The organism is Methylobacterium sp. TK31, assembly GCF_055361545.1.
On sequence record NZ_CM143964.1, the window covers coordinates 3,634,637 to 3,646,910 of the forward strand.

Annotated in this window: 12 protein-coding genes; 5 read left to right on the forward strand and 7 right to left on the reverse strand. The window is 71.3% G+C overall.

Features of this window, described 5'->3' with window-relative positions; genetic code table 11:
* Positions 1–102 precede the first annotated feature (102 nt).
* Entirely contained in the window at positions 103–1,227 is a 1,125-nt protein-coding gene (locus ACXJY8_RS16880; protein WP_463770945.1) for a CobW family GTP-binding protein, read from the reverse strand.
* A 283-nt stretch (positions 1,228–1,510) separates the two neighbouring features.
* Positions 1,511–3,043 carry a D-alanyl-D-alanine carboxypeptidase family protein gene (locus ACXJY8_RS16885; RefSeq protein WP_463770948.1) on the reverse strand — a complete coding sequence of 511 codons (1,533 nt, stop codon included), beginning with the start codon at positions 3,041–3,043 and terminating at the stop codon, positions 1,511–1,513.
* 383 nt (positions 3,044–3,426) lie between these two features.
* Between ACXJY8_RS16885 and queE the strand changes: the two genes are divergently transcribed.
* The 3 genes from queE to queC are packed head-to-tail and all read left to right on the forward strand — an operon-like array spanning position 3,427 to position 5,200.
* Positions 3,427–4,059 carry a 7-carboxy-7-deazaguanine synthase gene (gene queE / locus ACXJY8_RS16890; protein ID WP_463770951.1) on the forward strand — a complete coding sequence of 211 codons (633 nt, stop codon included), beginning with the start codon at positions 3,427–3,429 and terminating at the stop codon, positions 4,057–4,059.
* Positions 4,060–4,103: 44 nt separating this feature from the next.
* Positions 4,104–4,469, forward strand: coding sequence for a 6-carboxytetrahydropterin synthase QueD (gene queD, locus ACXJY8_RS16895; protein WP_463770955.1), 366 nt, complete (start codon positions 4,104–4,106; stop codon positions 4,467–4,469).
* A complete protein-coding gene (gene queC, locus ACXJY8_RS16900) occupies positions 4,466–5,200 on the forward strand; it encodes a 7-cyano-7-deazaguanine synthase QueC (protein WP_463770958.1) in 735 nt (244 codons plus the stop codon). The genes queD and queC overlap by 4 nt, the downstream gene beginning before the upstream one ends.
* On the opposite strand, the gene ACXJY8_RS16905 is transcribed toward queC, so the two are convergent.
* Together ACXJY8_RS16905 and ACXJY8_RS16910 are read right to left on the reverse strand one after the other, a co-directional pair.
* Complete coding sequence (locus tag ACXJY8_RS16905; protein ID WP_463770961.1) at positions 5,155–6,129, reverse strand: Brp/Blh family beta-carotene 15,15'-dioxygenase; 975 nt, start codon at positions 6,127–6,129, stop codon at positions 5,155–5,157. The two genes, queC and ACXJY8_RS16905, sit on opposite strands and share 46 nt — an antisense overlap.
* A gap of 5 nt (positions 6,130–6,134) precedes the next feature.
* Entirely contained in the window at positions 6,135–6,887 is a 753-nt protein-coding gene (locus ACXJY8_RS16910) for a bacteriorhodopsin (RefSeq protein WP_463770966.1), read from the reverse strand.
* A 534-nt stretch (positions 6,888–7,421) separates the two neighbouring features.
* Here ACXJY8_RS16910 and ACXJY8_RS16915 point away from each other — a divergent pair.
* Positions 7,422–8,264: an outer membrane protein gene (locus tag ACXJY8_RS16915; RefSeq protein ID WP_463770969.1), complete on the forward strand. Its 843-nt coding sequence runs from the start codon at positions 7,422–7,424 to the stop codon at positions 8,262–8,264.
* A gap of 90 nt (positions 8,265–8,354) precedes the next feature.
* Positions 8,355–9,347, forward strand: a complete 993-nt coding sequence (locus tag ACXJY8_RS16920) for a catalase family peroxidase (protein WP_463770972.1) — start codon at positions 8,355–8,357, stop codon at positions 9,345–9,347.
* 67 nt (positions 9,348–9,414) lie between these two features.
* On the opposite strand, the gene ACXJY8_RS16925 is transcribed toward ACXJY8_RS16920, so the two are convergent.
* The 3 genes from ACXJY8_RS16925 to ACXJY8_RS16935 form a co-directional block, all read right to left on the reverse strand.
* A complete protein-coding gene (locus ACXJY8_RS16925) occupies positions 9,415–9,978 on the reverse strand; it encodes a cyclase dehydrase (RefSeq protein WP_463770976.1) in 564 nt (187 codons plus the stop codon).
* A gap of 33 nt (positions 9,979–10,011) precedes the next feature.
* The gene (locus ACXJY8_RS16930; protein ID WP_463770980.1) at positions 10,012–11,184 is read right to left on the reverse strand and encodes a zinc-dependent alcohol dehydrogenase; all 1,173 of its coding nucleotides are present in this window, start codon (positions 11,182–11,184) and stop codon (positions 10,012–10,014) included.
* Between the two features lie 84 nt (positions 11,185–11,268).
* Positions 11,269–12,180, reverse strand: coding sequence for a LysR family transcriptional regulator (locus ACXJY8_RS16935; protein WP_463770983.1), 912 nt, complete (start codon positions 12,178–12,180; stop codon positions 11,269–11,271).
* Between the last annotated feature and the right edge of the window lie 94 nt (positions 12,181–12,274).

Sequence of the window (12,274 nt, forward strand, 5' to 3'; positions counted from 1 at the left end):
ATCCCGTCGGCGTCCCATTCCGGGACAAGGGGGCGCCCGCAGGCGCCTGTCGGTCTTCGGGTTTCAAGATCGGGGCCGCCCGTTTCCGGACGGCAGCGCGGCTCAGCCGCCCGGGATGGCGAGGGGATTGTCCGTGAGCGCCGCCGCGTCGGGCCCGTCGATGCGCGGCCGTCCCAGGAAGGCGTCCCAGAGCCGGGCGACGAAGGCCGGGTCGAGGTCGCGCAGGATCAGCACGAGGCGCGAGCGGTGGTCGGCATCGGGCCAGGCGTCGAGATGCACCGGCGCGTGGATGACGTGCTGGACCCCATGCACCACCAGCGGCCGGTCCGGCGCCTCGGCCAGGGCGACGAGCCCCTTCAGGCGCAGCAGGTTCGGGCCATGGGCCGAGCGCAGCAGATCGAGGAACATTTCGAAGGCGGCGCGGGGCACGGGCGCGTCGCTCGTCAGGCTGAAGGCCCGGATCGAGGCGTCGTGCCGGTTCACGTCGTGATGGTGGTGGCCGTGATGGTGGTGGCCGTCGTGGTGGCCGTGATGGGCCTCGCGCTCGGCCTCGGCGCCGAGCCAGGCGCGCACGTCGGCGCTCTTGCCCTCCAGGCCGAACAGGCCGCCGAGGAGATCGGCGGGGGCGACCGCGGCCTCGCGCAGGGGCGCGGCGGGATTGAGGGCCCGCAGGCGCGCCGCCAGGGCGCGGCCGTCATCCTCGGCCAGATCCCGCTTCGTGACCACGATCTGGTCGGCCACCGCCACCTGCCGCACGGCCTCCGCATGGGCGTCGAGGGTGGCGGCGCCGTTGACCGCGTCGACCACGGTGACCACGCCCTGGAGCCGGTACCGGATCACGAGATAGGGGTGGTAGATCAGCGCGTGCAGGATCGGGGCGGGGTCGGCGAGGCCCGTGGTCTCGATCACCACCCGGCGGAAGGGCTGGATGCGGCCGTTGTCGCGCTTGCGCAGCAGGTCCTCCAGGGTGGCGATCAGGTCGCCCCGCACGGTGCAGCACAGGCAGCCGGCCCCGAGCAGGACCATGTCCTCGTCGATCCGCTCGATCAGGAGGTGGTCGAGGCCGATCTCGCCGAACTCGTTGACGATGACCACGGTGTCGGCGAGCGCCGGATCGCGCAGCATCCGGTTCAGCAGCGTCGTCTTGCCGGCCCCGAGGAAGCCGGTGAGGACGGTGAGCGGGATCGGCTCGGGCGCGCGGGGATCGGGCTTGGACAGGTCGGTCATCCCCCTGACCTAGCCCTCCGGGCGGCGGCGCTCAATCCTCAAGAGTGTTATAATGTTACAGAACACACGCGTGTGGGGTGGCGCATGGGGCTGGAGCAGGGCCGTCGCACCGGAACGCCTGATGTAACGCACACCGTCATTCCGGGGCGCCGAAGGCGAGCCCGGAATCCAGAGCCGCTGACTGTGGACAGTCCTGCACCCTCGGCGTGTCTGGATTCCGGGCTCCGCTGCGCGGCCCCGGAATGACGGTGTGCTGAATGAAGGGGACGGTCTGGAAACCGTCCTACTCGTCCGCCTGGGCCTTGCTGGCCGACTTGCTCGCCTTCGCCTTCGCGGCGGCCCCGGCGGGCTTGTGCTCGGCCTTCGGGGCGGCCTTCGCCGCCGGCTTCTTGACGGCGCCGACCTTGAGCTTCGGGGCGCCCTCCATCACGGGGGTCGATTCGGCGGAAGCGTAGGCACTGGCGGCGGCCGGAACGCCGGCCTTGCCGCGGGCGAGGGCCTTCTTCGGCTCGGGCTTGGGCTCGGGCTTGCCGGTCGCCTTGGCGGCGGACTTCGGGGCGGGGGCAGCCGCCTTGGCCTGCCGGGCGGCCTCGCGCTTGGCCGCGACCGCCTCGAGCTTGGCCTTGCGGGCCTCGGCGATCTTGGCGGCCTTCTCCGCCTTCTCGGCCTCTTCCTGCTCGTTGAGGGCGATGGCGCCCTCGGCCGGGTCGCGGCCGATCCAGACCAGGATCGGCTGCAGCGGCGCGCGCGGCGGCAGGGCCCGGCTGCGCAGGGCGGCGCTGTTCATGGTGGCGAAGGCCAGCGCCGCGGAGGGCGGGGCGGCGGCGGCCATCAGCTGCGCGTTGGCGTTGTCGGCGCTGGCGCCGGCGGCCCCGGCGCTCGCCGTGATGGCGCCCTGGCCCTCGTCCACCGGCATCGGCTTCTTCCGGTCGCAGATGTAGGGCCGCATGTCCGGCGGCGCGTCGACGCTCGAGACCGGCAGGGCGTCCAGGGTCTGCGCGCCCCAGCCGGGGGACTGGCTGAAGCCATAATCGAACAGGTCGGAGGCCTTAAGGTCGCGCTCGCGGGCGCTGGGCTGGCCCATCACCACGGTGAGGATGCGGCGTCCGTTCCGGGTCGCGGTGGCCACGACGTTGAAGCCGCCCGAGCAGATGAAGCCGGTCTTCATGCCGTCGGCGCCGGCATAGCGGCCGAGGAGGCCGTTGTGGTTGGCCATCACCGAGCGGCCGAACTGGATCGCGCTGATCGAGAACAGGCCGCGGCTCTCGGGGAAGTCGCGGATCAGGGCGCGGCCGAGGATGGCCATGTCGCGGGCCGAGGTCCATTGCCGGGCATCGGGCAGGCCGTTCGGGTTGGTCCAGCGGCTCTCGCGCATACCGATGCGCTGCGCGGTCTCGTTCATCATCTGGGCGAAGCCCTCGACGGAGCCGCCGAGATTCTCGCCGATCGCCCAGGCCACGTCGTTGGCCGACTTGACCATGATGATCTTCAGGGCGTTGTCGAGGGTGAGCTTGGTGCCCGGGCGGAAGCCCATCTTCGAGGGCGGCTCGGCGGCGGCGGCCGGCGAAATGGTGATCAGCGAATCGAGGGAGAGCTTGCCCTGCCGCACCAGGTCCAGGGCGACGTAGGTGGTCATCAGCTTGGTGATGGAGGCCGGAAACCACGGATCGGTGGCCGCCTGCCCGTAGATCACCTTGCCGGAATCGACATCGACCACGAGGATCGGTGCGGTGGCGGCGCTCGCCGGACCCGCGCCGAGCAGGCCCGCCGCCACCGCGAGACCGACGACGAGGCGCCTCAACAATCCGTTCGACATCAGGCCTGTCTCAAGAAGGAACGCCCCGGCCCGATCGATGATCGCCCCTGGCGGGAAGCCGGTCAACGGCCAAGCTCGCATGCCATTCCTCCGGGAGCGGCGGCAAGCGCGTCTCGCCGGATCGTGACACGGTCTCCACAAAGCCGCGCTCCGTGGCAGGAGCATGGCAGAGGCCTTCGCAGATGCGAGAAGCGGGGCGATTTCGTGGTATAACCCGCCCGCCCGCAGGGGTGACCTCCGCCGCGGCCCCGTGGTGCCGGCGGGCCGGACCCCCTATGTGCGCAGGGGCCGCCCCGCGGTACGATCGTTTCGAGGAGACACGATCGGTTCGAGGAGAACTGCACCCGCCCGGACCCTTCGCCGGGGCGGGCGCCGAGGACGTGATGGCTTACGCGGTCAAGGAACTGTTCCACACCCTGCAGGGCGAGGGCGCGCAGGCGGGCCGGGCGGCGGTGTTCTGCCGGTTCACCGGCTGCAATCTCTGGTCCGGCCGCGAGGAGGACCGGGCCGACGCGGCCTGCCGGTTCTGCGACACCGACTTCGTCGGGATGGACGGCGAGGGCGGCGGGCGCTTCGCCACGGCGCAGGACCTGGCCGACGCCATCGCGAAAACCTGGGCCGGCGGGCCGCGCCACCGCTACGTCGTCTTCACCGGCGGCGAGCCGCTGCTCCAGCTCGACGACGCCCTGATCGCGGCCGTCCATGCGCAGGGCTTCGAGATCGCGGTGGAGACCAACGGCACCCTGGCGGCCCCGGCCGGGATCGACTGGATCTGCGTCAGCCCGAAGGCCGGCAACCCGATCGTCCAGCGCAGCGGCCACGAATTGAAGCTCGTCTTCCCGCAGGCCGAGGCCGCGCCGGAGGCCTTCGCGGAGCTCGACTTCCGCCACCACTGGCTCCAGCCCATGGACGGGCCGGACCGGCTCGCCCACACGGCCGCGGCGGTGGCCTATTGCCGGCGCGACGCGCGCTGGCGCCTCTCGCTCCAGACGCACAAGATCATCGGGATTCCTTGAGGATCCCGGAGGATCCCGCCCGCTCGCACCATGAAGATTGCTCGATGAAGATCACCCAAGCCTTCACCTTCGAGGCGGCCCACCGCCTGCCGAACGTGCCCGAGACCCATCGCTGCCACCGGATGCACGGGCATTCCTACCGGGTCGAGCTCACCCTCTCGGGCGCCGTCGACCCGGCCACCGGCTGGGTGGTGGATTTCTTCGACGTGGAGCACGCCTTCGCGCCGGTGCTGGCCCGCCTCGACCATTACTGCCTCAACGAGATCGAGGGGCTGGAGAACCCCACGGCCGAGCACATCGCCGCCTGGATCTGGGCGCGCACCAAGGCGGCGCTGCCGGCCCTGTCCTCGGTGAAGGTCTACGAGACGCCGATGTCCTGGGCCGAGTACGAGGGCGAGGCTCTTCGATGAAGGACCCTGCGATGAGCGGCGGCGGCGCCCTGGTCCTGTTCTCAGGCGGGCAGGATTCCACCACCTGCCTCGCCTGGGCCCTGGAGCGCTTCGAGCGGGTCGAGACCCTGGGCTTCGACTACGGCCAGCGCCACCGGATCGAGCTCGACTGCCGGGACACCCTGCGCCGGGGCCTCGCGGCCCTGAAACCCCAATGGGCGGCGCGGCTCGGCGAGGACCACACCCTGGCCCTCGACGCGCTCGGCCAGGTCTCCGACACGGCGCTCACCCGCGACACCGCCATCGCCTTCGAGGCGGGGGGCCTGCCCAACACCTTCGTGCCGGGCCGCAATCTCCTGTTCCTGACCTTCGCGGCGGCTTTGGCCTATCGCCGCTCGCTGACCCACATCGTCGGCGGCATGTGCGAGACCGATTATTCCGGGTATCCGGATTGCCGGGACGACACCATCAAGGCCCTGCAGGTGGCGCTCAACCTCGGGATGGACCGCCGCTTCGTCCTGCACACGCCGCTGATGTGGATCGACAAGGCCGAGACCTGGCGGCTGGCCGAAGACCTCGGCGGCCGGGCCCTGGTCGACCTCGTCGTCGAGGACAGCCACACCTGCTACCTCGGCACCCGCGGCGAACGCCACGCCTGGGGCCACGGCTGCGGCCAATGCCCGGCCTGCGACCTGCGCGCCCAGGGCTACGCCCGGTTCGTGGCCGAGGCCGTGGCGACCCCGGTCGCCTGAACCGCCGGCCAGCGGCCCGCGATCCGGTCGAGGAGGACGTGCGGCACCGTCAGGGCCGAGAGCATCCGCAGGGTCAGGCAGAGCAGGGTGGCGGCGGCATCGTCCGTGCCGGCCGCGTAGAGCGGCCAGAGGGCCGCGCCGAGCAGGAGCGTCAGCCCGAACACCGGCAGCGACGCGCGCACGGCCTTGGCCATCGTGTCGATGCCGGGCGCCCGGAGCGGGTCGCGCACCAGGGCGCGCATGTGCCGGGGGGCGTGCAGGCCGACGAAGTACAGGGTGAAGGCGGTGAGCGGCGGCAGCAGCCAGAAGGCGGCGGCCAGGGCGGCCATCTCGACCGGCACGGCGCCCGGGCGTCGGCGCGCGGATAGCCAGACGGCGGCGAGCGCGAGCCAGAGCCAGGCGGCGGCGATCCACCAGCCGGGAAGCTCGGGCATCAGCACCCGCGTGACGGCCGCGAACAGTCCGGCGGTCTCCTCCGGCCGCAGCAGGGCCGGCAGGGCGACCGGCAGGCCGCCGCGCACCAGGGCCTCGAGCGGCCGGCCCGGGCCGGCATCCTCCTCGCCGAAATGCAGGACCGACAGGGCGAGGAAGCCCGCTAGGGTCGCGAGCGGGGCGACCTGCCAGGCCAGCAGCACCAGGGCGGACAGGCCGAGATAGGGTAGCGCGAAGACGCCGAACCAGGCCCGCCCGCAGCGCGGGCGCAGCAGGGGCGCGGCGACGGCCCCGTCGAGGGCGCCGTGCGGCACGCCGAGCCCGATCACCACCGCGAGGGCGACGAGCCAGGAGGCCTCGCGCGGCAGGGCCGCGGAGGCCGCCAGGGCGAGGGCCAGGCCGGCGCCCGCCAGGGGCAGGCGCCACGCCGGAGCGCGCCGTCGGCGGCTCGCCCGCGCAGGGACCGCGAGATCCGGAAGGGACGCGCGAGCCGCCATCCGGGTCAGGCCGCCCGGCGCAGCGGCGTCGGCTTGCCCCTGCCCTCGGCGAGGTCGCGGTCGACGGCCCGCGTGGTCTCCAGGGTCGCCATCACGCCGTAGACCACCTTCGCGGTCAGATCGAGGATCGCCACCACGGCCAGGGCCACGGCCGGGGACAGGATGCCGAGGCCGTCCTGGCCGACCAGGAGCACCACCGGATAAGCGCACCAGACCACCGAGAGGAACACGGCGTTGCGCAGGAAGGCGGCGCGCACGTCGGCCCGCTCCGCGGCGTTCTCCTCGCGCAGCTGCACGAAGATCCCGTAGAACACGGCCAGGAAGGCGCCGCAGGAGATGGCGAACCAGGTCCACTTGATCCAGGCGACCGTCGACAGGCCGAAGGCCAGGGCGGTGACGATCATGATCAGGTCGGACCCGATCAGGCCCCAGACGATGGCCGGCCGGCGCATGCCCGAATGCATCGCCGTGCGGGCGAGGCCGACGAGCAGCAGCGGCGTGGTGAAGGTCCAGTCGATGTAGCGGGCGAAGTAGAACTGCCGCGCGGCCTCGGCGGCGTCGGGACCGGCGGGCAGGGCGATGCTCCCCTGCCCCGTGGCCATGGCGAAGTAGGAGCAGGCCGCGATGATCGGCACGATCCCGTGGATGATGCCATCCGCCTCCTCGGCGGGCGTCCGCCGCTTGCCGAGGAACAGGATCGCGGCGGCCCCCGCCGCCATGCCGGCGAAGCCGAGCCAGAGCCAGAATTGAGGCGTCATCGTTATCTCGTGATCAGGGATGAAAGGCATGCCTCGAACGTATCGGCATGCCTGCCCAATCGGCCGCTTCGCGAAATGTTTCTGGGCCATCCGGTCACAGTCCGGTGAAACCGGGCCGCCCCGGTCGAGCCATGCGCGATGCGCAGGGGCACGGCAGCGACTGTCGCGCAGGCCGGCTGTCCCGAAGCGATCCCAGCTCCTCCGACAAGCCGGACCGAGCGCAAAACCCGAAACACCGGAGGCCCGAAACCACGAAGGCCGTGGACCGCACTCGCAGGCAAAGCGACAGGCGATAGTCCAGAAAAATTGAGCTTTCGCCTTTAATCCGTCATCACGTAAAGTTTATAATTGAGCGATACATTGAATTTTTTGTTGCAGATGCATCACTGCAGCGCCGGAAAGCGAGCGATCTGCTTCGAAATATGAAATCGCATTGCGTTCGGATCTATGCAGAGCCGTCGGACATCGGCATCCCGGGGGTGGGCGGCCACCGTCCCTTCATCCCAAGAGTCCTGAACCCGAAGGCCCTGTCCGATGCTCAAGACGCTGCTCCTCGCCGGCAGTGCCGCGGCCCTCCTCACCAGCGCCGCCGCTGCCGCCGATCTGCCTCGCCGCCAGGCGCCCCCGCCGGTCTTCACGCCCATCCCGGTCTTCACCTGGACGGGCGCCTATTTCGGTATCAATGCGGGCTACGTCTTCAGCGAGAACGACACGATCCGCACCACGGGCATCAACACCCCCGGCGGCGCCCAGCTGCAGAACAACGTCATCAACGGCCTGCGTCAGGCCTCGGTGCGGAATGCCACCGAAGGCTTCACCGGCGGCGGCCAGGTCGGCTACAACTACCAGTTCACGCCGGGCAACGGCATCGTGGTCGGCCTCGAGGCCGATGCGCAGTACACCGACCTCCAGCGCACCACGACCCAGGTCATCTTCAACCCGGTCTTCAACCCGAACCAGCTGACCAACACCTATCGCACCGAACTGTCGTTCCTCGGCACCGTCCGCGGTCGGATCGGCTACGCCTTCGACAAGTTCCTGGTCTACGGGACCGGCGGCTTCGCCTACGGCGACGTTAGCCAGCGCATCACCTTCACCACGGGCGTGCCCGTGACCTATGCGGGGTCGCGCTCCAACATCGAGACCGGCTACGCCTATGGCGGCGGCATCGAGTACGCCCTGCCCACGGACTCGTTCTTCAACTTCTTCAAGTCGAGCGCCGTCACCCTCAAGGCCGAATACCTGCGCTACGATCTCGGCAGCCGCAATCTGCTCGTCGCCAGCGTCGGCGGGCCCGGTGTCGGCTACAACAGCCGCATCTCCACCGAGGGCAGCATCGCCCGCGCCGGCCTGAACTACAAGTTCGGCAGCTACTAGGCCCGACCCGGCCGGCCCCCGGGAACGCTCCCGGGGTGCCGGTCCCGTCGTCTCCCGACACCGATCCGTTTGCGCGAGGCCCGTGCCACGATGAGACCGAACCTCCTGATCCTCGGCTGCGTCGCCGGCCTCGCCTGGGGCACGCCGGCAGCGGCCGAGCCCGAGACCCAGGCGATCGTGGACGCCCTGTTCAAGGCCGGCGGCAACCAGCCGAACGTGCGGGGAAGCGGCGCCAAGGGCGTCTGCGTCAAGGGCAGCTTCACGCCCTCGGCGGAGGCCGCGGGCCTGTCCAAGGCCGCGCACTTCGCCAAGGCCAGCCCCGGAGCATCCCTGCCGGTGACGGCCCGCTTCTCCATGGGCGGCAGCAACCCGAAGGTCTCCGACAAGGCCAAGCCGGTGACGCGCGGCTTCTCCATGCGGATCAACCACCCGACCGGCGACATGGTGTTCGTCTTCATTTCGGCCCCGGTCTTCGGCACCAGGACCCCGCAGCAGCTGCTCGATTTCGCCACCGTGCGGGCACCGGGACCGGACGGGAAGCCCGATGCCGAGAAGATCAAGGCGTTCGGCGCGGCCAACCCCGAGACGACCCGGCAGGCCGCCTGGCTCAACGCGCGCCCGGTGCCGGCGAGCTATGCCGGCGTCGATTACTGGGGCGTCCACGCCTACACGCTCACCGATGGCGCGGGGAAAGCCACGGTGGCCAAGCTGAAGACGGTGGCGACGGCGGGCCAGCTCGGCCTCGGCGACGACGAGGCCAAGGCCAAGCCCGACGCCTTCTACGCCGACGAACTCAAGGAGCGGCTGGCGCAGGGGCCGGCCACGTTCGACCTCGTGGCGATCCTCGGCGAAGCCGGCGACCCGACCAACGACCCCACCGTCCTCTGGCCCGAGGAGAACCGGAAGTCGGTGAAGCTCGGCACCCTGGCGATCGCCGCCCTCGAGCCGGCCGCGACCTGCGACGCGGCCACCTTCGACCCGGTCGCCGACCTTCCCGAGGGCGTCGCCGGACCGGCCGACGACCCGATGTTCGCGATCCGCTCGCCGGCCTACGCGATCTCGCTCTCGCGCCGCGCGAACTGAACGCCGGTGAACCGAAGCAAGGGGCCGGGCCGCGAAGGCGGACCGGCCAGCGCGCCGGCGCCGACGGCTAAGTCCAGGCCCTCAGCGCCTCCGGCGTCGTGAAGTCCGGGGGCCGGACGTCGCGCGCGGCACCGCGGGCCGCGGCGATGCTCTTCGGATAGCCGCTCCGGCTTCGGTAATCGGCCCGGACGCGCTCGGAGGGTGCCAGCGGAGCGTCGGACAGGGCCTGGGCGCAGAGCACGTCGATCACGCCGACGCCCGCCAGGGCGCCGAGGGCGATGGCAGTGTTGGCGCGATGGCGTGGATCGCCGGTGAGGCCGGGCAGGACGGTGGCGACGTCGAGTCCGTCCCCGGCCACCCGGGCCCAGATCCAGGGCGTCGGATCGTGCGAGCCCAGGATGCCGGCCCCCTGGACGATCTCGCGCAGGCCGTAGGCGCGCACCAGCGCCCCGGCGCGGGGCATGCCGAGCCAGCGCGCGATGGCGTCGCCGCAGGTCAGCTCGGTGACGCCGAGGGCGAGGGAGAACCAGCCGAGACCCTGCGCCACCTGGCGGGTGGCCGGGTCGGGCCGGCGGCGCCGGTCCGAGGACAGCCGGGCGGGCGGATTCGGTCGGGACGCGGATGTGGTCATGCGGACCTCCTCGATCGGGGCGGACGGACGCGCTCAGGGCCGGAGCACGACCTTGATGCAGTTGTCCTTCTTGTCGCGGAACGTCTTGTACATCTCCGGCCCTTGTTCGAGCCCGACCCGGTGGGTGATGACGAAGGAGGGGTCGATCTGCCCGTCGGCGATCCGCTTCACGAGGTCGTCGGTCCAGCGGTTGACATGGGTCTGCCCGGTGCGGACCGTCAGCCCCTTGTTCATCAGGGCACCCATCGGGATCTTGTCGACGAGGCCGCCATAGACGCCGGGGATCGACAGGATGCCGGCGGGACGGCAGACGTAGATCATCTCGCGCAGGACCGTGGCGCGGTCGCTCTCCAGCATCACCGCCTGCTTGACGCGGTCGTAGACCTGTTCAAGCGCGCGCGGTGAATGGGCCTCCATGCCGACGGCGTCGATGCACTTCTCCGGACCCTTGCCGGCCGTGAGTTCGTTCAGCCGCTCGACGGTGCTCTCCTGGGTGTGGTCGATGGTGATGGCGCCGCCGGCCCGGGCCATCTCCAGGCGCTCGGGCACGCTGTCGATGCACACCACCTGCCGGGCGCCGAGCAGGACCGCCGAGCGGATCGTCATCTGGCCGACCGGGCCGGCGCCCCAGATCGCCACGGTGTCGGTGGGCTGGATGTCGGCCTGCACCGCCGCCTGCCAGCCGGTGGGAAAGATGTCGCCGAGGAACAGCACCTGCTCGTCGGTGAGCCCCTCCGGCACCTTGATGTGGGTCTTGTCGGCGAAGGGCACGCGGACGTACTCGGCCTGTCCGCCCTGGTAGCCGCCGGTGAGGTGGGTGTAGCCGAACAGGCCCGCGGTGGTGTGTCCGAAGGCCTTGTCGGCCAGGTGCTTGTTGCGGTTCGAGCGCTCGCAGACCGAGAAGAAGCCGCGCTTGCACTGGTCGCACTGGCCGCAGATGATCGTGAACGGGATCACCACCCGTTCGCCCTTCCGGAGGGCGCCGTTCACGCCCTTCCCCGTCTCCACCACCTCGCCCATGAACTCGTGGCCCATGACGTCGCCCTTCTCCATGCCGGGCATGACGTGGTCGTAGAGGTGCAGGTCCGAGCCGCAGATCGCGCAGGCCGTGACCTTGATGATCGCGTCCCGGTCGTCCTCAATCCGCGGATCGGGGACGGAGTCGCAGCGAATGTCTTGCGTGCCGTGCCAGACGAGGGCTTTCATCGCATCTCTCCCACGTACGGTTGGGGATCGCCGATCTTCTGAGAACCGGGCGATCGGACGTGAGTTCGGTCCGGATCGCAGGTCTCAATCGCCGGCGAGGGTCGGCTCCGAGACCAGCGCGTCGCGCTCCAGGCGGAGGAGGTCGACCAGGCGTTCCGCGAGGCGCCCCTGCGGCCGCCCCGCCGGGCGGACCAGCGTCGTCTCGATGGGCAGGGCCGGTCGGAACGGGCGCAGCACGATCGGCAGGCCGGTGAGCTCGCCGGCCGGGACCGGATCGACGATCGCGAGGCCCAGCCCCTCGGCGACGAGGCCGCAGCGCGCCGCCGTGTACTGGGCCATCAGGGGGAAGCGCGGCACGTGGCCGGCCGCCGCGAAGCGCGCCTCGACGGCCTCCTGGAACAGGCCCGGCCCGCCGGCGATCAGGGTCTCGCCGACGAGGTCCTCCACCCCGATGGCGCGCCGGCGGGCCAGCCGGTGCCGGCGCGGCACGGCGCAGACCGCATCGACCGTGAGGAAGCGCTCCGCCGTCACCCCCGCATGGCCGGAGCGCGGGCGGGCGAGGCCGAGGTCGCACTGGCCCGAGGCGGCCCAGGCCCAGATCGTGTCCGGGCTCGGCACGTGGACGGCGACGCGGGCGCCTGGATGCTCGGCCACGAGGCGCCGGATCGCCCGCGGCAGCAGGCGCGAGGCCAAGGACGGCTGGCAGGCGACGCGCAGGGGCCCGGTGCCCAGTTCGCGGATCTGCCGGGCGGCGTGGCGGAGCTGGTCGAGCCCGGCATAGCTGCGCTCGACCTCGCGGGCGAAGGCCTCCCCCTCCGGAGTCGGCCGGGCGGTGCCATGGCCGCGCACGAACAGCGCCAGGCCGGTCTCGGCCTCGAGCTGCGCCATGGCCCGGCTCACATGCGGCTGGCCGATGCCCAGGGCCGCAGCGGCCCGGGTCATGCCGCCATGGCGCATCACGGCGCGGAAAAGGTCGAGATGGGCCGGGTTGATCATGCCTCGCCCGCATGGAAACGCACCGTCCCGTCATTTGACGGCATGGGCGCGGGATGGTTGTCAAGGAACCCGTCCCCCGAACAGGTCCCGAGGC